This is a genomic window from Enterobacter sp. 342, assembly GCF_036663495.1.
Lineage (GTDB): Bacteria > Pseudomonadota > Gammaproteobacteria > Enterobacterales > Enterobacteriaceae > Enterobacter.
Map to the genome: position 1 here is coordinate 16,247 of NZ_JAWUEI010000016.1, position 21,742 is coordinate 37,988.

Annotated in this window: 20 protein-coding genes; 5 read left to right on the forward strand and 15 right to left on the reverse strand. The window is 53.3% G+C overall.

The annotated features are described in order from the left end of the window. Positions 1 to 13 precede the first annotated feature (13 nt). Positions 14 to 1,417 (reverse strand): sensor domain-containing diguanylate cyclase, encoded by a 1,404-nt coding sequence (locus V6E55_RS14265; protein ID WP_236920661.1) that lies wholly within the window; start codon positions 1,415 to 1,417, stop codon positions 14 to 16. A 488-nt stretch (positions 1,418 to 1,905) separates the two neighbouring features. Between V6E55_RS14265 and V6E55_RS14270 the strand changes: the two genes are divergently transcribed. Next, complete coding sequence (locus V6E55_RS14270) at positions 1,906 to 2,187, forward strand: YjcB family protein (protein WP_028017927.1); 282 nt, start codon at positions 1,906 to 1,908, stop codon at positions 2,185 to 2,187. A 61-nt stretch (positions 2,188 to 2,248) separates the two neighbouring features. On the opposite strand, the gene ssb1 is transcribed toward V6E55_RS14270, so the two are convergent. Continuing rightward, positions 2,249 to 2,773 (reverse strand): single-stranded DNA-binding protein SSB1, encoded by a 525-nt coding sequence (gene ssb1 / locus V6E55_RS14275; RefSeq protein ID WP_008503384.1) that lies wholly within the window; start codon positions 2,771 to 2,773, stop codon positions 2,249 to 2,251. Between the two features lie 251 nt (positions 2,774 to 3,024). Between ssb1 and uvrA the strand changes: the two genes are divergently transcribed. Then, positions 3,025 to 5,847 carry an excinuclease ABC subunit UvrA gene (uvrA, locus tag V6E55_RS14280; RefSeq protein WP_028017928.1) on the forward strand — a complete coding sequence of 941 codons (2,823 nt, stop codon included), beginning with the start codon at positions 3,025 to 3,027 and terminating at the stop codon, positions 5,845 to 5,847. Between the two features lie 3 nt (positions 5,848 to 5,850). On the opposite strand, the gene V6E55_RS14285 is transcribed toward uvrA, so the two are convergent. From V6E55_RS14285 to dnaB, 5 genes are all read right to left on the reverse strand, one after another. After that, positions 5,851 to 6,204: an MmcQ/YjbR family DNA-binding protein gene (locus V6E55_RS14285; protein ID WP_028017929.1), complete on the reverse strand. Its 354-nt coding sequence runs from the start codon at positions 6,202 to 6,204 to the stop codon at positions 5,851 to 5,853. 116 nt (positions 6,205 to 6,320) lie between these two features. Next, the gene (gene aphA, locus V6E55_RS14290) at positions 6,321 to 7,034 is read right to left on the reverse strand and encodes an acid phosphatase AphA (RefSeq protein WP_028017930.1); all 714 of its coding nucleotides are present in this window, start codon (positions 7,032 to 7,034) and stop codon (positions 6,321 to 6,323) included. A 175-nt stretch (positions 7,035 to 7,209) separates the two neighbouring features. Continuing rightward, positions 7,210 to 8,403, reverse strand: a complete 1,194-nt coding sequence (tyrB, locus tag V6E55_RS14295) for an aromatic amino acid transaminase (protein WP_316943151.1) — start codon at positions 8,401 to 8,403, stop codon at positions 7,210 to 7,212. A gap of 119 nt (positions 8,404 to 8,522) precedes the next feature. Continuing rightward, complete coding sequence (alr, locus tag V6E55_RS14300) at positions 8,523 to 9,602, reverse strand: alanine racemase (protein WP_316943152.1); 1,080 nt, start codon at positions 9,600 to 9,602, stop codon at positions 8,523 to 8,525. Between the two features lie 16 nt (positions 9,603 to 9,618). Next, complete coding sequence (dnaB, locus tag V6E55_RS14305) at positions 9,619 to 11,031, reverse strand: replicative DNA helicase (protein WP_316943153.1); 1,413 nt, start codon at positions 11,029 to 11,031, stop codon at positions 9,619 to 9,621. A 66-nt stretch (positions 11,032 to 11,097) separates the two neighbouring features. Here dnaB and V6E55_RS14310 point away from each other — a divergent pair, with 66 nt between their 5' ends. Continuing rightward, on the forward strand, positions 11,098 to 12,081 hold the full coding sequence (locus V6E55_RS14310; protein WP_114979540.1) for a quinone oxidoreductase: 984 nt from the start codon (positions 11,098 to 11,100) through the stop codon (positions 12,079 to 12,081). 184 nt (positions 12,082 to 12,265) lie between these two features. Here V6E55_RS14310 and pspG read toward each other — a convergent pair whose 3' ends face one another. The 4 genes from pspG to V6E55_RS14330 form a co-directional block, all read right to left on the reverse strand. Further along, positions 12,266 to 12,508 (reverse strand): envelope stress response protein PspG, encoded by a 243-nt coding sequence (pspG, locus tag V6E55_RS14315; RefSeq protein WP_114979541.1) that lies wholly within the window; start codon positions 12,506 to 12,508, stop codon positions 12,266 to 12,268. A gap of 136 nt (positions 12,509 to 12,644) precedes the next feature. Then, positions 12,645 to 13,640 carry a tRNA dihydrouridine(20/20a) synthase DusA gene (dusA, locus tag V6E55_RS14320; protein ID WP_316943154.1) on the reverse strand — a complete coding sequence of 332 codons (996 nt, stop codon included), beginning with the start codon at positions 13,638 to 13,640 and terminating at the stop codon, positions 12,645 to 12,647. Positions 13,641 to 13,721: 81 nt separating this feature from the next. Next, the gene (locus tag V6E55_RS14325) at positions 13,722 to 14,969 is read right to left on the reverse strand and encodes a conjugal transfer protein TraF (RefSeq protein WP_316943155.1); all 1,248 of its coding nucleotides are present in this window, start codon (positions 14,967 to 14,969) and stop codon (positions 13,722 to 13,724) included. Between the two features lie 170 nt (positions 14,970 to 15,139). Then, complete coding sequence (locus tag V6E55_RS14330; protein WP_114979544.1) at positions 15,140 to 15,628, reverse strand: cupin domain-containing protein; 489 nt, start codon at positions 15,626 to 15,628, stop codon at positions 15,140 to 15,142. Positions 15,629 to 15,743: 115 nt separating this feature from the next. Between V6E55_RS14330 and zur the strand changes: the two genes are divergently transcribed. Beyond that, a complete protein-coding gene (zur, locus tag V6E55_RS14335) occupies positions 15,744 to 16,256 on the forward strand; it encodes a zinc uptake transcriptional repressor Zur (RefSeq protein ID WP_028017938.1) in 513 nt (170 codons plus the stop codon). Between the two features lie 66 nt (positions 16,257 to 16,322). Here the strand turns inward: zur and V6E55_RS14340 are convergent, their stop codons facing one another. The 4 genes from V6E55_RS14340 to V6E55_RS14355 form a co-directional block, all read right to left on the reverse strand. Next, positions 16,323 to 16,532 (reverse strand): CsbD family protein, encoded by a 210-nt coding sequence (locus V6E55_RS14340; RefSeq protein ID WP_028017939.1) that lies wholly within the window; start codon positions 16,530 to 16,532, stop codon positions 16,323 to 16,325. A gap of 119 nt (positions 16,533 to 16,651) precedes the next feature. Beyond that, entirely contained in the window at positions 16,652 to 17,989 is a 1,338-nt protein-coding gene (dinF, locus tag V6E55_RS14345; RefSeq protein WP_316943156.1) for an MATE family efflux transporter DinF, read from the reverse strand. A gap of 63 nt (positions 17,990 to 18,052) precedes the next feature. Further along, entirely contained in the window at positions 18,053 to 18,661 is a 609-nt protein-coding gene (lexA, locus tag V6E55_RS14350) for a transcriptional repressor LexA (protein WP_025757830.1), read from the reverse strand. Between the two features lie 108 nt (positions 18,662 to 18,769). Next, a complete protein-coding gene (locus V6E55_RS14355; protein WP_023334158.1) occupies positions 18,770 to 19,138 on the reverse strand; it encodes a diacylglycerol kinase in 369 nt (122 codons plus the stop codon). 154 nt (positions 19,139 to 19,292) lie between these two features. On the opposite strand from V6E55_RS14355, the gene plsB reads away from it, so the two are divergent. Beyond that, positions 19,293 to 21,713, forward strand: a complete 2,421-nt coding sequence (plsB, locus tag V6E55_RS14360; protein ID WP_114979546.1) for a glycerol-3-phosphate 1-O-acyltransferase PlsB — start codon at positions 19,293 to 19,295, stop codon at positions 21,711 to 21,713. Positions 21,714 to 21,742 lie beyond the last annotated feature (29 nt).

Below are 21,742 nucleotides of genomic sequence, written 5' to 3' on the forward strand. Positions count from 1 at the left end.
TTTGTTCGCTGATTTATAAATAGTCAGCTGCCACTACCGTTTTTCCCCGCCCCGTACGCTTGGCGTCATATAATGCTTTATCAGCGCGCGTCAGCAATGCCGACGTATCGAACTGATCCCCGCACACCTCCACGACCCCAGCACTAAACGACAGCTCCAGTTTTTTCTCTCCAACCCTCAGCGGTTTGGTTTTTAGCGCGGTATGCAGCCTGGCGGACAGTTGCGCCGCGTCATGACCATGAGTTTGCGCCAGCAGAAGCAAAAACTCCTCCCCTCCCACGCGCCCTAATGCAGAATCTGAAGGGGCTAACTCACGGATACAATCACAAAAGTGAAGAAGCGCCGCATCGCCTACCTGGTGTCCCCACTCATCATTGATTTGTTTAAAAAAATCCAGGTCAAACATCAGGACACAAAAATGGCTGTTAGCCTCCCGCCTGGCATTTGCTGATTGAGCGAGTTCCAGCTGCTGCAAAATCGCCGAACGGTTAAAACAGCCGGTGAGATCGTCAATCGTGGCTTTCACTTCCAACTGCTGCTCTGCTTTCTTCCGCTCGGTAATGTCGAGCCCAATATTCAGGATAGAGTTGTCCGGCAACAGTATGTTTGACCACAATACGGTCAACTGCGTACCGTCTTTACGTAGCGGATGCCACTCATACATGTCCTTGAGGGGAGAGACATTTACCGACTCTCTTACCCGACGCCGCTCTTCAGGATCGGGGTAAAACAGCGAGAGCGGATCGGCATGAGCCCCGATCTCCGCCATCGTCCAGCCAAATACTTTTTCACACTCGGCATTCCACAACACGCAGCGGTTAAATTTGTCGAAAGAGTTCATTAAAACCGGAGCCCGTTCAAACAGGGTCTTATATTGTGTCACGACACGCTGCATTTCCTGTGCAGTTTTCTCGCGGGCAATAATTTCCTCAAAATAGTCTTTTAATTTTTCGACCAGCACCACGACGATATTTTTCAGGATTGGCAGAGAATACAATTTCTCATCAAATGCCAGAAAGAAATATCCCCTGCAATGCCAGTTATGGGTCGAAAGTTTGCATAGTACACCGCTTTGCAATTGCGTATAGCCAGGGTGCTGCGGAGGAAATAAGGCGCGACCAATCTTCTCTTTCCAGTAGACCACCCGCCATGACCGGTGATGTCGCTGTAACAGGGTTCCCGCCAGAAAATCGGCGACTTCAAAAGAGTGGCAGGCTACATCACCCGCGCAGACCACACGGTGCAGTCCGTCATTATCATTAACGCTAACCCAGGCAAGGCTTGCCCCCAGAGATCGATTGATCGTCTCCAGCATTTCTGCCAGTGAACACTGAGTGTGAAGCTGGGGCATCAACTTAGCCAGTGCATGCAAAGCCTGCATGCTGTCATTGACAATCTCACATCGTTTTTTTTTCATCTTTTCGCCGATTATCACGCGATAAACCGGACGCAACTTTCTTCAGATTCAAAAACTGGTCAGCCAAAGCTGGAGGCTGAATATCAGCACAGCGAAATGAAACGACTGTTGTGTGTAATTAAAAACGGACAAATAAATAAAATAATAATAAAATTCAAAAACCTGAAAGGTTAGCTGCGAGTAAATTAATATGTCCACTCAAGCATAATCCATAGGTTTATTGCTGTAAACGCTGTACAACAGGCGCCGTCTTGCAGAGGTTTTGCTATCTCAATGAATTCGTTATGAAGAGCAGGGGAAAAGGGTTTCTTAGCCTGCAAAGATATATTTTCTTTCTGATACCTCCCCCTTCACTCAGTTGTAAATCCACCCATTTTCACGCCCCTGACTCTGGCGAATAAATCATCAAACGTGATATAGTTCACATATCTTGTGTAATAATAAACACTGTTTCATTCAGTGAGTCTGTTTTGTAGAGGATGGGTTTTATGGCAACCATTACTACCAGCATGGTTCTCTTACGCTGGCCGTTGTTGAGTGCGGTATTGATGTTTTTAGCCAGCACGCTGAACATTCAGTTTCGTAAGTCTGATTACGCTGGCCTTGCTATCATCAGCACTCTGTTGGGGTTAGGCGCAGCTTGCTGGTTTGCCACTGGTCTGCTTGGCATCACCCTGCTGGACATTGCCGCCGTCTGGGAAAATATTAAAGTGGTGATGGTTGAAGCAATGAGCCACACACCGCCAGACTGGCCGATGGTGATTACCTGATCCCTTACGGAATAAAAAAACCCAGACTATTGTCTGGGTTTTTTGTTTGGATATCAGAGGATCAGAACGGAATATCGTCGTCGAAATCCATTGGTGGTTCGTTAGACGGTGCAGGAGCAGACTGCTGCTGCGGGCGAGACTGTGCGCCGCCGCTAAACTGGTTGCCACCCTGCGGCTGCTGAGGCTGACCCCAACCGCCCTGCTGCTGACCACCACCTGCTGGTGCGCCACCACCCTGACGGCCACCCAGCATCTGCATGGTGCCGCCAACGTTTACCACCACTTCAGTAGTGTATTTCTCAGCGCCGGACTGATCGGTCCATTTGCGGGTACGCAGCTGGCCTTCGATATAAACCTGAGAACCTTTACGCAGATATTCACCGGCCACTTCTGCCAGTTTGCCAAACAGCACAACACGGTGCCATTCAGTCTGCTCTTTCATCTCACCGGTCGCTTTATCACGCCAGGATTCGGAAGTAGCCAGCGTAATGTTGGCAACTGCGCCACCACTCGGCATGTAGCGTACTTCCGGGTCCTGGCCCAGATTACCGACGAGAATCACCTTGTTTACGCCTCTGCTGGCCATGTTCGTGTCTCCTGAATACGTTTCTTAATAGTGTAAACGCGCGAGTGTACCATTTCCATGCTGCATTTTGATAGCTGCGAGATGGATTCCAGAGTTCTCGTGCGAACGCTACATTGTTACATAGCCAATCGGAAAATGCATTCCAATACTGTATATTCAAACAGGTTAAATTGTGTCATAATTAGCCGTTTCTGACAGCCGTTTGTCCTTCAAACAAACCAGGCAATCCGTGTTCCAACCGGGAAAGGTGAATGGATAAGATCGAAGTTCGGGGCGCCCGCACCCACAATCTCAAGAATATCAACCTCATAATCCCTCGCGACAAACTCATCGTCGTGACCGGGCTTTCGGGGTCTGGCAAATCCTCACTGGCTTTCGACACTTTATATGCCGAAGGACAGCGTCGTTACGTTGAATCACTCTCTGCGTACGCGCGTCAGTTCCTGTCGCTGATGGAAAAACCGGATGTCGACCATATTGAAGGGTTGTCCCCTGCCATCTCCATTGAGCAGAAGTCTACCTCGCATAACCCGCGTTCAACGGTCGGTACCATTACCGAAATTCACGACTACCTGCGTCTGCTGTATGCCCGTGTGGGTGAGCCGCGCTGCCCGGACCACGACGTCCCGCTGGCGGCCCAGACCGTGAGCCAGATGGTGGATAACGTGCTGTCGCAGCCTGAAGGCAAACGCCTGATGCTGTTGGCACCCATCATTAAAGAACGTAAAGGCGAACACACCAAAACGCTGGAGAACCTCGCAAGCCAGGGTTATATCCGCGCTCGTATCGACGGTGAAGTGTGTGACCTGTCAGACCCACCCAAGCTGGAGCTGCAGAAAAAGCACACCATCGAAGTGGTGATTGACCGATTCAAAGTACGTGACGATCTCGCGACACGTCTGGCGGAATCCTTTGAAACGGCACTGGAACTCTCTGGTGGCACGGCCGTAGTCTCCGATATGGACGACCCAAAAGCAGAAGAGCTGCTCTTCTCCGCCAACTTTGCCTGCCCGATTTGCGGCTACAGCATGCGCGAGCTGGAACCGCGCCTGTTCTCCTTCAACAACCCGGCGGGCGCGTGCCCGACGTGTGACGGCCTTGGCGTTCAGCAGTATTTCGACCCGGACAGAGTGATCCAGAACCCGGAGTTGTCTCTAGCGGGCGGCGCCATTCGCGGCTGGGACAAGCGTAACTTCTACTACTTCCAGATGCTGAAATCGCTGGCAGAGCACTATAAGTTCGATGTTGAAGCCCCGTGGGCCAGCCTGAGCCCGAGTGTGCACAAAGTGATTCTGTTCGGTTCCGGCAAAGAGAACATCGAGTTCAAGTACATGAATGATCGCGGTGATACCTCCGTGCGTCGCCACCCGTTTGAAGGGGTGCTGCACAACATGGAGCGCCGCTACAAAGAGACCGAATCCAGCGCAGTACGCGAAGAACTGGCAAAATTCATCAGCAACCGCTCGTGCGCCACCTGTGACGGTACACGTCTGCGTCGGGAAGCGCGCCACGTGTTTGTCGAAAACACGGCGCTGCCGACCATCTCAGACATGAGCATCGGCCACGCGATGGACTTCTTCAACAACCTGAAACTCTCCGGCCAGCGCGCGAAAATCGCCGAGAAAGTGCTGAAAGAGATCGGGGATCGTTTGAAATTCCTGGTGAACGTCGGCCTGAACTACCTGACACTTTCCCGCTCCGCTGAAACGCTCTCCGGCGGAGAAGCCCAGCGTATCCGTCTTGCCAGCCAAATCGGTGCGGGTTTAGTTGGCGTGATGTACGTCCTGGATGAGCCATCTATCGGCCTGCACCAGCGTGATAACGAACGCCTGCTCGGCACGCTGATCCACCTGCGTAACCTCGGTAACACGGTGATTGTGGTCGAGCATGATGAAGACGCGATTCGAGCCGCTGACCACGTTATCGACATTGGTCCAGGTGCAGGCGTGCATGGCGGCCAGGTGGTCGCGGAAGGGACGCTGAAAGATATCATGGCGGTACCTGAATCGCTAACCGGCCAGTATATGAGCGGTAAGCGCAAGATTGACGTGCCGAAACAACGCGTGGCAGCGAACCCGGAAAAAGTGCTGAAGCTGACTGGCGCACGCGGCAACAACCTGAAAGACGTCACCCTGACGCTGCCGGTTGGCCTGTTTACCTGCATCACCGGCGTGTCCGGTTCCGGTAAATCAACGCTGATCAACGATACGCTGTTCCCGATAGCACAGACGGCGCTGAACGGCGCAACGCTTGCTGAACCTGCACCATACCGCGATATTCAAGGGCTGGAGCATTTCGACAAGGTTATCGACATCGACCAGAGCCCGATTGGCCGTACCCCACGTTCTAACCCGGCGACCTATACTGGCGTCTTTACGCCTGTACGTGAACTCTTTGCTGGCGTACCGGAATCTCGTTCACGCGGCTATACACCAGGACGTTTCAGCTTCAACGTGCGTGGCGGACGCTGTGAAGCGTGCCAGGGCGATGGGGTGATCAAAGTTGAGATGCACTTCCTGCCGGATATCTACGTGCCGTGCGACCAGTGCAAAGGCAAACGCTATAACCGCGAAACGCTGGAAATTAAGTACAAAGGCAAGACTATCCATGAAGTGCTGGATATGACCATTGAAGAAGCACGCGAGTTCTTCGATGCCGTCCCGGCGCTGGCGCGTAAGCTGCAAACGTTAATGGATGTGGGGCTGACCTATATCCGTCTCGGTCAGTCAGCAACGACGCTTTCGGGTGGTGAAGCCCAGCGCGTGAAGCTGGCGCGTGAGCTTTCCAAACGTGGCACGGGCCAGACGCTTTATATCCTGGATGAACCCACCACAGGTTTGCACTTTGCCGATATCCAGCAGTTGCTGGACGTACTGCATCAGCTCAGAGACCAGGGCAACACCATTGTGGTGATTGAGCACAACCTTGATGTGATTAAAACCGCTGACTGGATTGTCGATCTTGGCCCGGAAGGCGGTAGCGGCGGCGGTGAAATCCTCGTCTCCGGTACGCCAGAGACCGTTGCAGAGTGCGAAGCCTCGCACACCGCACGCTTCCTTAAACCATTGCTGTAATTGTCACACGGAGAGCTGCTGTCGGGTCGTTTCCGGCAGCAGTTCAACTGCCTGCTTGTACGATGCATCCACCAGATAGTAAATTTGCGAGCCCGGCAGAGAGCCGTCGAGGTAGACAGTGCTCCAGTGAGCCTTGTTGAGATGCTGGCTCGGTCGGACGTCATGGTGCTGCTGGCGTAATAAATCAGCCAGTTCCGGGCTGGTTTTCAGTGCAGCCGCCGGACGGCCTTCAACCTCTTTCACCATCGCAAAAAGCACGTCACCCACTTTGATCTGCGTGGCTTTCCAGTCGCTGTGGACGCTTTGTTCAGCGCCGGGCTTACTCATGCAGTACTGGAGTATCTCCGAAATTGTCATCTTAGCTCCCCTGTAAATGGGTTGGACACGACCTGAGTTCCTGCCTCTTTAAGTGTGCAGCAAGACGACAAAAGGTAAACCCGGCAGGCGTGATTTGTACAAAAAACCAGCATACCTCAGTATTCAGAATTAACAATCACCTCTTCACCAAATTTCCCGGCCATCGGCAGTGGTCGATAGGTCGAATTAGAGGCGCGTAACACCCTGATCCCTCTGGCCCCCACATCATGCGCGGCGGTGATATCGTTATCAGAATCGCCATAAAACACTTTGATATTTTTCTGCTCCAGCCACTGCGTTTTGCTGTTCTGACCGGGTTTATCTCCCGCAAAAATGACTGGATTCATGTTAGCGGCAGGGATCAGAAAATCGTCCTGCAAGGTTTTGGATACCGTTTCCGTTTTGGTCTGACTACGTCCGGTAACAAAGTAAATGCTGTCGCCGCGCTTAACATGCATGGCAATAAGCGATCGGGCGACCTCTTTCGGGATGCTGAACTCATCCCAGCCGTTGTTCATTTTTTCCCAGAACTCCGGGTTCTTCAGATAGTCTTCGCTGTCTGGTGAATATGTTTTCTTGCCGCGCCAGAAACCCGGGCTTGAGAACAGGACGGTATCGTCAATATCGAAGCCCACAGCCATTGGCGGACGCCCCATCAGACTGTTTTCGATTTGTGCCACAGAGACCCAGTGAACAGGCGCCTGCTCGGCAAGGATGGCGGCGGTGGTTCCGGTGTAAAGCGGTGTCGGTGCGGAAGCTCGCGCAACGACTGCACTATTAAGCGAGAACAATAAGCAGGCGGCGCTGAGCGCCAGTGTGATCTTGCGCATGTTTTCCCCTGAATATTCAGTTTGTTATCGTTTTATTTTGAGCGAATGGTCAAAAAACTATCCGACCATAACCCCAGCGGGAAGCGAAGGAAAGGAGTTTTTGCTTATGGATCAGCGAAAAAAGAAGAAAGATCACATTCTCTCTTCAGCAAGAAGAGAGAATGTGATCACTTACTTACATCACGGCAGCAAATGCCTGCGCCACGCGCTGAACATTGCTGGCATTCAGCCCCGCCACGCACATACGGCCGCTGGCAATCAGGTAGACACCGAACTCTTCGCGCAGGCGATCAACCTGAGCGGCACTCAGACCGGTATAACTGAACATCCCGCGCTGCTTGAGCAGATAGTCGAAGTTATGGCCCGGCACGGCCTTTTTCAGGACGTTAACCAGCTCCTGACGCATCGCCAGAATGCGCGTACGCATTGATTCCACTTCAGCAAGCCAGGATGCTTTCAGTTGCTCATCACCAAGAACCGTGGCGACGACCTGCGCACCAAAGTTTGGTGGGCTGGAGTAAATGCGGCGCACCGTCGCCTTCAGTTGACCCAGCACACGGCTGGCGGCTTCGGCATCTTCACACACTACGGACAGACCGCCGACGCGTTCGCCATACAGAGAGAAGATTTTAGAGAAAGAGTTACTCACCAGTGCCGGCAGGCCTGCGCTGGCAACGGCGCGGATTGCATAAGCATCTTCTTCCATGCCTGCGCCAAAGCCCTGATAGGCAATGTCGAGGAATGGGATCAGATTACGCGTTTTCAGTACCTCAATTACCGCATCCCACTGGTCATTAGTGAGGTCCGCACCGGTCGGGTTATGACAGCATGGATGCAGTAGCACAATACTGCGCTCCGGCAGGGTGTGCAGTTTTTCCAGCAGTGCCTCTACACGCACACCGTTGGTTTCGCTGTCGAACCATGGATAAGTCGCGACCTTAAAACCTGCGCCTTCAAAGATAGCCACGTGGTTTTCCCACGTAGGATCACTCACCCATACCCCGGAATCCGGGAAGTATTTTTTCAGGAAGTCTGCACCGACTTTCAGCGCACCTGACCCGCCAAGCGTCTGGATGGTGGCGACACGTTTTTGCGCAAGCACCGGATGATCGGCACCAAACAGCAGCGGCGCGATGGTGTTACGGTAAGTATTTAGCCCTTCCATCGGCAGATAAAGCGATGCGCCATGTGGTACAGCATTCAGGCGTGCTTCGGCTTCTGCAACCGCCTGCAACTGAGGAATAATGCCATCCTCGTTGTAATACAGACCAATGCTGAGGTTCACTTTGTCGCTGCGAGGATCTTCTTTGAAACGCTCCATTAAGGAGAGAATAGGGTCGCCGGCATAGGCGTCAACTTTCTGAAACACGCGATGGTTCTCCGGAATTCGATGAGGCAGGGATTTCAACAATAAACCGGATATGGCAGAAGATCGAGGGGATGTTAATAAACGTGGAGTGAGAGTAACACTCTCACTCCAGCCATGGATTAATCTATGTACTTCATCGCTACCCGCGACGTCAGGCGCGTGATAAGTTCGTAAGCACTCACTTTCGTGATTTCAGCAATGCGTTCGACAGGCAAGCCTTCACCCCACATCACCACTGCGTCACCCGCTTTCTCCTGCGCTTCCGGCCCCAGATCGACGCAAATCATGTCCATCGCCACGCGACCAACAATCTTCACTTCGCGACCATTAACCAACACTGGCGTACCCGACGGCGCGGCACGTGGATAACCATCTCCATAGCCCATCGCCACAACGCCCAAACGGGTATCACGCTCGCTGATCCAGGTTCCCCCGTAGCCCACGGGTTCACCCGCTTTGTGCTCACGCACGGCAATCAGGTTAGACACCAATGACATCACTGGCTGGAAGCCAAAATCCGGCCCCCAGGGTTTGTTCTCCAGCGGCGATACGCCGTAAAGAATAATGCCCGGACGCGCCCAGTCGAAGTGCGATTGCGGCCACAGCAAAATACCGCCAGACGCGGCAATCGAGCGCATTCCCGGCTTACCTTCGCAGAAGGTATTAAAGATATCGAGCTGTTGTTCGGTCGCACCACATTCAGGCTCATCAGCACGAGCAAAGTGACTGACGATGTTCACTGGCTGGCGCACATTTTTGCACTGACATAAACGCTGATAAAACGCTTGTGCGTTTTCCGGACGCACGCCCAGTCGGTGCATGCCTGTATCGAGCTTCATCCACACGGTTACCGGCTCGCTTAACTCGGCGGTTTCCAGCGCAGCCAGTTGTTCTTCGTTGTGAACGGCGGTATGCAGGTGCTGATCAGCAATAGTGGGCAAATCAGTGGCTTCGAAAAAGCCTTCCAGCAGTAAAATGGGTTGTGTGATCCCACCCGCGCGCAGACGGATGGCCTCTTCAAGACGGGCGACGCCAAAGGCGTCGGCATCGGGGAGCGTTCGCGAGGTCTCAAGAAGACCGTGTCCGTAAGCGTTCGCTTTCACGACTGCAACGAGCTTGCTGGCGGGAGCCAGTTCGCGCAGTCGTTGCAGGTTGTGTCGCAGAGCGCGGCGGTTAATGACTACTGTTGCCGCTTGCATTTGAATTCCTTAGAAATTACTCATCATCATATTGAGGACCGGCATAGTTGTCGAAACGCGACCACTGTCCGTTAAAGGTCAAACGTACCGTACCGATTGGGCCGTTACGTTGCTTACCAATAATAATTTCGGCGATCCCTTTCAGGTCGCTGTTCTCGTGATAAACCTCATCACGGTAGATAAACATGATTAAGTCAGCATCCTGCTCGATGGAGCCAGACTCACGCAGGTCGGAGTTGACCGGGCGTTTGTCGGCGCGTTGTTCCAGGGAGCGGTTAAGCTGTGAGAGTGCCACCACTGGCACGTGCAGCTCTTTGGCTAACGCCTTGAGTGAGCGGGAAATCTCTGCAATTTCCAGCGTACGGTTGTCGGAGAGCGACGGGACGCGCATCAGCTGAAGGTAGTCGATCATGATAAGGCCGATGCCGCCGTGTTCACGGGCGATACGACGCGCACGGGAGCGGACTTCCGTCGGCGTCAGGCTGGAGGAGTCATCAATATAGATATTCCGTTTTTCCAGCAGAATGCCCATGGTGCCGGAGATCCGCGCCCAGTCTTCGTCATCCAGCTGACCGGTACGAATGCGGGTCTGATCCACGCGCGAGAGTGACGCCAGGGAACGCATCATAATCTGCTCGGAGGGCATCTCAAGACTGAAAATCAGTACCGGCTTGTCCTGCAACATCGCTGCGTTTTCGACGAGGTTCATCGCAAATGTCGTTTTACCCATCGACGGACGCGCCGCAACGATAATCAGATCCGACGGCTGCAGGCCAGCGGTTTTCTTATTGAGATCGTCATAACCGGTGTTCACACCGGTCACACCGTCATGTGGCTGCTGGAACAGTTGTTCGATACGGGCGACGGTGGCGTCGAGCACATCAGCAATGTTTTTCGGGCCTTCATCTTTATTTGCGCGGCTTTCCGCGATTTTAAAGACCCGGGATTCGGCGAGATCGAGCAGATCTTCACTGGTGCGACCCTGCGGATCAAAACCAGCCTCGGCGATCTCATTCGCTACCGAAATCATCTCACGAACTACAGCACGTTCACGCACGATATCGGCGTATGCACTGATATTCGCCGCACTTGGTGTATTTTTCGATAATTCTGCCAGGTAGGCAAACCCACCGACGCTGTCCAGTTGTCCCTGTCGCTCCAGCGATTCCGCAAGTGTGATCAGGTCAATCGGGCTGCCCGACTCCTGCAGACGCGCCATTTCGGTAAAGATATGACGATGTGGTCGGGTGTAGAAATCCTCAGACACCACGCGCTCAGCGACGTCGTCCCAGCGTTCATTATCCAGCATTAAACCGCCCAACACCGACTGTTCCGCTTCAATCGAGTGCGGCGGGACTTTTAATCCTGCGACCTGGTAATCACGCTCGCGAGGTTCAGTCTGTTTGTTGAAGGGTTTGTTTCCTGCCATAGTGAATGGAGTTACCGAGATAAAGAGTGGGTCGAAAGATTACCATATTTTTCTTACGGAGGGAGCATGGCAACGCGCATTGAATTCCAGAAACACGGTGGGCCAGAAGTGCTGAAAGCGGTGGAATTTACCCCTGTAGCACCTGGCGAAAACGAAGTTCAGGTTGAAAACAAAGCCATAGGTATTAACTACATTGATACCTATATTCGCGGAGGCCTCTACCCGCCTCCGTCACTGCCAAGCGGTCTGGGTACCGAAGCGGCAGGAGTGGTTATCAAAACTGGCCATGCCGTTAAGCATCTTAAAGAGGGTGATCGCGTGGTGTATGCGCAGTCTGCTCTGGGAGCATACAGTTCCGTTCACAACGTCCCGGCGGATAAAGCCGCCCTGCTGCCCAACGCCATCTCCTTTGAGCAAGCTGCAGCCTCATTTCTGAAAGGGCTTACGGTCTACTACCTGCTGCGTAAAACCTACGAAATTAAACCTGACGAGCAGTTCCTGTTTCATGCCGCTGCGGGTGGTGTGGGGCTGATCGCGTGTCAGTGGGCAAAAGCGCTGGGGGCAAAACTGATCGGTACCGTGGGCAATGCGCAAAAAGCGCAGCGCGCCTTGCAGGCGGGAGCCTGGCAGGTGATTAACTATCGTGAAGAGAACATTGTCGAGCGGCTGAAAGAAATCACTAACGGCAAAAAAGTGCGCGTAGTGTATGACTCGGTGGGGAAAGATACCTGGGAAGCCTCTCTGGACTGTCTGCAGCGCCGCGGGCTAATGGTGAGTTTCGGTAATGCGTCAGGCGCTGTGACCGGGGTTAACCTTGGCATTCTGAACCAGAAAGGTTCTCTGTATGTGACTCGCCCTTCCCTGCAAGGCTACATCACTAACCGGGAAGAGCTTGAGGAAGCCAGTAACGAGCTGTTCTCGCTGATCGCCAGTGGGGTAATTAAAGTGGATGTGGCAGATGCGCAGAAATATCCGCTGGCCGATGCGCAACGCGCGCATGAGGTACTTGAGAGCAGGGTGACGCAGGGTTCAAGTCTGTTAATCCCCTGAATCCAGAAAAGAAATTGGGCTTCCCTGAGGAAGCCCTTTCTTTTTTTAGTTCGGCTGTATGTAGGGTACAGCTCGATGAATTCTTTAGCGGCAGTCATAGTGACAGATTCGATAAGTAAATCCTATTCTGTTCTAAGCAATGCCACCAGAAAAGTTACAAGTATGTGACGAACCCCTCAATACCTTAGTAACGAAAGCGGTTATTACGCTGATAAGTGGACACTTTTGGCGTTTTAATCGCCCGTATCACCCACACCACCACAATAGCCAGCAGTAACCACGGCAACAGCTTGATCATCAGGGCAAATAATCCGCCGATAAACATCACCACCGTGGCGACAACGATAGCGGCCAGAATGCCGAGCAGCGAAACGCCCGTGGCTAATAGCATGACAAAAAAACCAATCACAAAAAGTAGTTCCAGCATGTTTTTCTCCCACACGCTCCTGAGTAATGCAGTAAGCATTACAAAAAGCATGCCAAAACTAACCCCTTGTTATAAAAGAAAAACGCCCCGCAAAAATTTGCAGGGCGTGGTGAATTTGACGATCTTTTAGCGAAATTTATCGCTTATCTGCCACCAGTTTCAGCGCATGTTCCAGCACCTCGATGTCGGCACCGGCTTTATGCGCATTCTCGCTCAGGTAACGACGCCACTGACGCGCGCCCGGAATCCCCTGGAACAGGCCAAGCATGTGGCGGGTGATATGGCCAAGATACGTGCCGTTGCTCAGCTCGCGTTCGATGTACGGATACATGGCACGTACCACCGCAACCGGATCGGTATCTGCGCCTTCTACACCGTAGATTTCGCGATCGACCATCGCCAGAATGCCCGGGTTCTGATACGCCTCGCGCCCGACCATCACACCATCCATATGTTCCAGATGCGCTTTGGCCTCTTCCAGCGACTTGATGCCGCCGTTGATCGACATCGTCAGGTGCGGGAAGTCACGCTTCAGTTGATACACGCGAGGGTAGTCCAGTGGCGGGATTTCACGGTTCTCTTTCGGGCTAAGGCCGGAGAGCCAGGCTTTACGTGCATGGATGATAAACATCTCACACTCACCTTTTCCGGATACCGTATTAATGAAATCACACAGGAATTCGTAGCTGTCCTGGTCGTCAATCCCGATACGGGTTTTGACCGTCACCGGAATGGAGACGACATCGCGCATCGCCTTAATGCAGTCTGCCACCAGTTGTGCATTCCCCATCAGGCACGCGCCAAACATACCGTTTTGCACGCGGTCAGACGGGCAGCCTACGTTCAGGTTGATCTCATCGTAACCACGCTCTTCTGCCAGCTTCGCACAGTGCGCCAGCGCGGCCGGATCGCTACCGCCAAGCTGCAGGGCAACCGGGTGCTCCTCTTCGCTGTAAGCCAGATAGTCTCCTTTACCGTGAATAATCGCACCGGTTGTGACCATTTCGGTGTACAGCAACGTATGACGGGAGAGCTGACGCAGGAAGTAGCGGCAGTGTCTGTCCGTCCAGTCGAGCATTGGCGCAATGGAGAAACGGTGTGCAGGGAAAGCAGTCTGTAATTCTGACGACATGGCGAAGTTTTAAGCATCTGGTGAAAAGGGGCGCTACTATAGCACAAAGAAAAGCCGGAGGCGCAGCGCCTCCGGTGGACTTTAGAACGTCATGCTCAGTTGTGCCCCCGCACCCCAGGTTTCGTCTTCACCATACAGACCCATCAGGTCGATATGAACCGTGTTAAGCGGTGCAAACCCCACACCCGCGGTAAAGACATTGCTGTCATTGTCTTTCACATCGGCACGATAACCTGCGCGAACCGCCAGCCAGCTCAATGGCGTCACTTCCGCACCCACGCCAACATATTGGGAGTTCTCTTCGCTTTTAAAACCTTTGGTTTCGGTCAGGTCACCATCCGCTGTCAGCGTCAGGAGATCGGTATGCCAGGCCGCACCCGCCGTAACGACAGGGCTGATTTGATAAGTATCACGCACACCATCCACTACTTTGGTATCGATATCGCGCGAGAAAAGGTTTTTCCCGGTCAACCCCACCGTCCAGTTTTCGCCGAAATCAGCAGCAAGGCCAGCATCAACGTTAAACCCGGTATCGTCGTTGCGATAGCGGCTGCTGTTGATATCGCCACTGTCAAAGTTGTAGATCGAGACCGTGTAGTTATAGAGCCAGGTCTGTTGCAGCTTAGGAGTGATACCCACGGAAACAGGCACGCCGCTGATATCAAACTGACGCGCTACTGCCACACCATAGTCTGAAACGATTGCCGCACGACCAAAACCCTTTGATTTCAAATCATTCGGGTCAACCCCAAATACGGCCGCCGGAACGGCTTCCACCGCGCGCAATTTGTCGATATCGCCCTGATCGATGTAAGAGCTCACGCGAGCACGTGCATTGGCTTTGGCCACGAAGGCCACTGAGAGCACGTCATTAGGAATACTTACAGCAATCCCACCCCCGGCTTTACCGCTGGCGGTTTTCCCTTTCAGTGAATCCAGTTGATCGGCAAGGTCGCCTGCGGCGGCAGAGACCTGTCGCGATGCAGCGCTGGAAGGATTAAGGAGATCGATAGGATTGATATTATCCAGGGTACTGCGATAGTTGCTGACATCATCGCTGATGTCATCAATCTTATCGCGCAGATTGTCTTTGTCTGAAATTTGCGCACCGATAGAGGGCAGGATCACTGTAATGCCTTCGTCAGGTTTCGCCTTTGCAAGCAACGCCGGGTTGATTAACACCCCGCTGCCATAGCTCCCAGCCGCGACCCCAGTTCCTCCCATTGCATCGCTACGTGCTTCTGTCCAGGTATTGGCTGCTCCGGCCTGATTTGCCATAAACAAGGAGACAGCGATGCTAACCACCGAAAATTTAAAATGTTTTTTCACAGTATGCTCGTCTTATAGTCTGTTATGAAATAACCCCTGTCTGTTATCACCCAAACAGGTACGAACTATTGCTGTGAATAAGTACAAAAAGACCCGCCATTTCCTTAAGTTAAATTCTAACCAGACCTGTTGTAATTTGTGACGGTCCTCAATATTTATAGAAGAGGAAATTATTTTTTCCCAGGTTTTCCATCATGCGGCCCGAAAAACTGGGGCGGGTGATCGACCCAGCGATCCTCTCGCGTGGCGGCATATACTGGGTTGAGCGGATAGTAGATGCGGTTGTGCTTCTTGTTGGCTTCGCCCACCACCAGGAGCCGAACCTCTTCGTCCGTGTTGTTGATAAAGGTATGGCAGATACCCGTTCCGGCGGGAAACCCTACGCTATCGCCAGGTTCAAGCTTCCACAAATAGCCATTAATCCAGGCTTCAGGATATCCTTCAAGCACATAAATGAACTCTTCTTCGTCGCTTTCCGCATGGGGATAGGATGTCCGACGTCCGGGGGGTAGACGCTCATGATGGATGCCAATACGCCCAAGCCCGAGCTTGCGAGCCAACGGCGCACCGATGGAAAAACGCTCGTCACTGTCGGGATAAGTTGAGTTATCAGCGCCTTCCACATCGCGCCAGTGTCGAATACAGTCAGGTCTTTTCATTGTTAATTTCCCGGTTTGCAATGCGTCAGGTATAGCACAGACAGGCGGATCTCGGTGTTTTTAGCAGAACATGATAAAGTGAGGGTTTTCCGTCGTATAACATCCGGGGTGCTAAATGGATAAGTCCACAAAAGAGCTGTTAGCGCAGGCCGAAAAGCTCTGCGCGCAACGCAATGTGCGCCTGACTCCGCAGCGCCTTGAGGTATTACGCCTGATGAGTCTGCAACAGGGAGCCATCAGCGCATACGATCTGCTCGACCTGCTCCGCGAAAGCGAGCCGCAGGCCAAACCACCTACGGTTTATCGCGCGCTGGATTTCCTGCTGGAACAAGGTTTCGTGCATAAGGTTGAATCCACAAACAGCTATGTGCTGTGTCATCTGTTTGACCAGCCAACCCACACATCGGCGATGTTTATCTGTGACCGATGTGGCGTGGTGAAAGAAGAAGGGGCTGAAGGTGTTGAAGACATTATGCATACGCTGGCGGCCAAAATGGGCTTTGCCTTGCGTCATAACGTTATTGAAGCACACGGGCTGTGCTCTGCCTGTGTCGAAGTGGAATCATGCAGCCATCACGACAAGTGCCAGCACGACCACACAATTGTTGTGAAGAAAAAACCTCGCTAGCAACCAAAAAGGCGGCTCATGGCCGCCCTCAGGGTGTACTTCCTTGTACTTGCGGGTATTACCCGGTTACCAGCGGTAGTCGTTGCGTTTTTCCCAGTCGCCGACTTCCTTTTCCGCCTGGTCTTTTGCGTAGCCGTACCGCTCCTGGATTTTACCGACAAGCTGATCGCGTTTACCTTCGATGACGGTCATATCGTCATCCGTCAGCTTACCCCACTGTTCTTTCGCTTTACCTTTGAACTGCTTCCAGTTGCCGCTGATTTCGTCTTTATTCATCATCGTGTCCTCATGTTAAGCGTTAGGTCGTAACGTCCGTTACGTTCTTTTCTGCTGGACGTGATAATTATTGTAGTTAAGGATTCTGTGGTTAATTTCATATTCGGAATCTTTAACCGTCACGATATATCGGGGCGCGAGGGAAACCAGGTATTATTTCGCCAGTGACGGCGCCAGATAAAGGCCAGAGACAACCCCCGCAACGAGAGGAAAACGGCCAACGCCAGCCACAAACCGTGATTGCCAAGCCAGGGAAGCGTCAGCAGCGTCAGACCAAACCCGGCTGCCGCCACCGCCATACTGTTGCGCATTTCGGCCCCGCGTGTCGCACCAATAAACATGCCGTCCAGCAGATAACACCAGACACCGACTACCGGTAAGATCACCTGCCAGATGAGATAGTGGCTCGCCAGTTCACGCAGTGTGGGAAGTGAGGTGAGTAACGCAATAATCTGCTCGCCAAAAACGGCATAAACCAGACCAAATGCCAGCGCCACAAACCCCGACTGACGACAGGCTGCCCGCCAGACATCCTGAAGCTGCCCGCTTTTGCGCGCACCGTACGCTTGCCCGGAATGCGCTTCCACAGCATAGGCAAAGCCGTCCAGCGCGTAAGCGGTAAAGGTCAGCAGCATCATCAATACGGCATTGACCGCAACGATGTCTGGCCCCAGCCGAGCCCCGAAAACCGTCAGCGCGCCGAAACAGAGCTGAAGGAGAAGTGAACGCAGCATAATGTCACGGTTGAGTGCCAGCAGCTTACGGATATTGCCGCGCCATGCGTTTTTTAATAGCGCAAGAGAGATCCCGCGCATCGCCAGCACACGCCAGACCATCCACAGGCCGATGATAAAAGTCCCGTATTCGGCAATTACCGTCGCCAGTGCAGCCCCCTGCACGTTCATATGCAGACCCATTACCAGCCAGACATCAAGCACAATGTTGAGCAGGTTTCCCACCACCAGCAGAATGACGGGGGCGCGGGCATACTGCACGCCGAGTAACCACCCCAGCAGAACCAGGTTAGCCAGTGATGCGGGTGCACTGAGCCAGCGGATTTCAAGGAAACGTCTCGCCTGCTCCAGTACCGCCTCGTTACCGCCAACGATGTGAAGCGCGAGGTCAATCAGGGGCGAGCGCAATACAACAATTAATGCCCCCGCACCAAGCGCCAGAATGAGCGGCTGCACCAACGCGCGCGCCAGACGCAGCGGATCTCTGGCACCATATGCCTGTGCCGTGAGCCCGGTAGTACTCATGCGCAAAAAGAGCAGCAGCATAAACAGGAAGCTGGTTGCCGTCGCGCCAATCGCCACACCGCCAAGATAAACAGGTGAATCCAGATGGCCAATAACAGCAGTATCTACCAGACCCAGCAGGGGCACGGTGATATTGGAAAAAATCATCGGCAGTGCAAGACGCCACAATGCCTTATCTGATGCCGTCAGCAGTGACATGAAAAATACCGGGAGAGGTAAAGGAATCAGGCTACAGCAACGCCGTAGCCTGTCAGGAAGAGATTACAGCCATTCGCCGTTGCGAATCACCCCTACTGCCAGCCCTTCGATAGAGAAGTTCTGCTCGCGAAGATCCACCACAATCGGGGAGAATTCGCTGTTTTCAGGCAGCAACTGTACGGTATTACCCTGTTTTTTCAGACGCTTAACAGTGACTTCGTCATCAATACGCGCGACCACAACCTGGCCGTTTCGCACATCCTGCGTTTTGTGAACCGCAAGCAGATCACCGTCAAGAATACCGATGTCTTTCATCGACATGCCACTTACGCGCAGCAGGAAATCAGCGCTTGGTTTAAACATCCCCGGATCGACCTGGTAGTGGCCTTCAATATGCTGCTGTGCCAGTAAAGGCTCACCGGCCGCAACACGCCCCACCAGCGGAATGCCCGTCTCTTCTTCCACCAGCAGGCGGATACCGCGTGACGCGCCCGAAACAATCTCAATCACGCCCTTACGCGCCAGCGCTTTCAGGTGTTCTTCGGCAGCATTCGGAGAACGGAAGCCCAGACGCTGAGCGATTTCCGCACGCGTGGGTGGCATACCCGTCTGGCCGATATGATCCCGGATGAGATCAAACACCTCTTGCTGCCTGGTCGTTAACGCTTTCATTCCGCCCCCTGGGTGTATATACAGTTATGCTGTGAGTATATACAGTCAAAGGCGATTTTGGAACCAAAAACTGCACAAAAAACCAGGGACTTAATTATTCCTCGAGGCTCATCGGAAATGTGACCAAAGCAGCGTGACCCAGGTAATGACCGCAGTAATAATCGCCAGCAACACGGCAGCGGAGCCCATGTCTTTTGCCCGGCCAGAGAGCTCGTGGAAATCTGAGCCAATCCGGTCAACAACAGCCTCAATAGCGCTATTGAGAATTTCCACTATCATCACCAACAGTACGGAGCCGATCAGAAGAACGCGTGTTATTGCATCAACATCAAGGAAACAGGCGATAATCACCGCGATGATAGCGGCGACGCCCTCCTGGCGAAAGGCGGCTTCATTGATCCACGCGGCACGGAAACCTTTCCAGGAATAGCCGGCGGCTTTGATGATTCGGGTTAACCCAGTGGTATTATTGGCCATTAAAAGAACCTTTTATTGGAAATAGCGTCAGTAACTAGAGTGGCAGCGCGTTTCGCTGCCGCCTGAAGTATGACGGGTAACAACAGAAATTTTGCGCGCTTTCTGTTATCCTTGCGCCGCAATTGCATTATTAACCAGAGGCTTTACATCGTTTATGTCCGGCTGGCCACGAATTTACTACAAATTACTTAATTTACCATTAAGCATCCTGGTAAAAAGCAAGTCTATCCCAGCAGAACCCGCGCTGGAATTAGGGCTCGATACGTCGCGCCCCATTATGTACGTTTTGCCTTATAACTCGAAGGCAGACTTACTGACGCTTCGCGCCCAATGCCTGGCGCATGACTTACCTGACCCGCTTGAACCGCTTGAAGTTGACGGTACGCTGCTGCCGCGCTACGTGTTCATTCACGGTGGACCGCGCGTGTTTACCTATTACACGCCGAAAGAAGAGTCCATCAAGCTGTTCCATGACTATCTCGACCTGCACCGCAGCAATCCTGATCTGGATGTGCAGATGGTGCCAGTATCGGTGATGTTTGGTCGTCGCCCGGGTCGTGAAAAAGGTGAAGAGAATCCACCGCTGCGCATGCTTAACGGCATCCAGAAGTTCTTCGCGGTCTCCTGGCTGGGACGCGACAGCTTTGTGCGTTTTTCCCCTTCCGTTTCGCTGCGTCGAATGGCGGACGAGCATGGCACTGACAAGATCATCGCGCAAAAACTGGCGCGCGTAGCGCGTATGCACTTCGCCCGTCAGCGCCTCGCTGCCGTTGGGCCGCGTCTCCCGGCGCGTCAGGATCTGTTCAACAAGCTGTTGGCCTCCAAAGCGATTGCCCGTGCCGTTGAAGACGAAGCACGCAGCAAAAAGATTTCGCATGAGAAAGCCCAGCAGAACGCCATTGCACTGATGGAAGAGATTGCAGCGAACTTCTCTTACGAGATGATTCGCCTGTCCGATCGTATTCTCAGCTTTACCTGGAACCGTCTCTATCAGGGCATCAACGTCCATAACGCCGAGCGTGTACGCCAACTGGCGCACGATGGCCATGAAATTGTCTATGTCCCCTGCCACCGCAGCCACATGGACTACCTGCTTCTCTCCTATGTGCTCTATCACCAGGGGCTGGTACCGCCGCATATCGCTGCCGGCATCAACCTGAATTTCTGGCCAGCTGGCCCGATTTTCCGCCGTCTGGGTGCATTCTTTATTCGTCGTACCTTTAAGGGCAACAAGCTCTACTCCACGGTGTTCCGCGAGTATCTGGGTGAGTTGTTCAGCCGCGGTTATTCCGTTGAGTACTTTGTGGAAGGTGGCCGCTCCCGTACCGGACGTCTGCTCGATCCGAAGACCGGCACGCTGTCCATGACCATTCAGGCCATGCTGCGCGGAGGAACCCGTCCAATCACACTGGTGCCAATCTACATCGGCTATGAGCATGTGATGGAGGTGGGGACTTACGCTAAAGAGCTGCGTGGTGCAACCAAAGAGAAAGAGAGCCTGCCGCAAATGCTGCGCGGTTTGAGCAAGCTCCGTAATCTTGGCCAGGGCTACGTGAACTTTGGCGAGCCGATGCCGCTGATGACGTACTTGAACCATCACGTTCCGGAGTGGCGCGAGTCTATCGACCCTATCGAAGCCGTTCGTCCAGCCTGGCTGACGCCAACGGTCAACGGCATCGCGTCTGAGCTGATGGTGCGCATTAACAACGCTGGTGCGGCTAACGCCATGAACCTGTGTTGTACCGCGCTTCTGGCGTCTCGTCAGCGCTCGCTGACTCGCGAACAACTGACAGAGCAGCTGGATTGTTATCTCGATATGATGCGTAACGTCCCGTACTCGGTTGACTCGACGGCACCTTCTGCGAGCGCCAGTGAGCTTATTGATCACGCTTTGCAGATGAACAAGTTTGAAGTCGAAAAAGACACGATCGGCGACATCGTCATTCTGCCGCGCGAGCAGGCCGTGCTGATGACGTACTATCGCAACAATATTGCCCATATGCTGATGCTGCCGTCACTCATGGCAGCTATCATCACCCAGCATCGTCGCATTTCACGTCAGGAGCTGTTGCGTCACGTTGACACGCTCTACCCGATGCTGAAAGCGGAGCTGTTCTTGCGCTGGAGCAAGGATGAGCTGGCTGGCGAGCTGGATAAACTGACGGAAGAACTGCGTCGTCAGGGGCTGATCACCGTTGTGAACGACGAGCTGCACATCAATCCGTCACGTTCCCGTACCCTGCAACTGCTGGCGGCCGGTGCGCGTGAAACGCTGCAACGTTATGCCATTACATTCTGGTTGCTCAGTGCGAACCCGTCTATCAACCGTGGAACGCTGGAGAAAGAGAGCCGGACGCTGGCACAGCGCCTGTCCGTTCTGCACGGTATTAACGCTCCTGAATTCTTCGACAAAGCGGTCTTCAGTTCACTGGTTCTGACGCTGCGTGATGAAGGCTTTATCAGTGATACGGGCGATGCCGAGCCGGAAGAGACGCTGAAGGTCTACCAGATGCTGGCTGAACTGATCACGTCTGATGTGCGTCTGACGATTGAGAGTTCAACGCAGGGCGAGTGATAATAAAAAGCCGGGCGGAGTTTTCACTC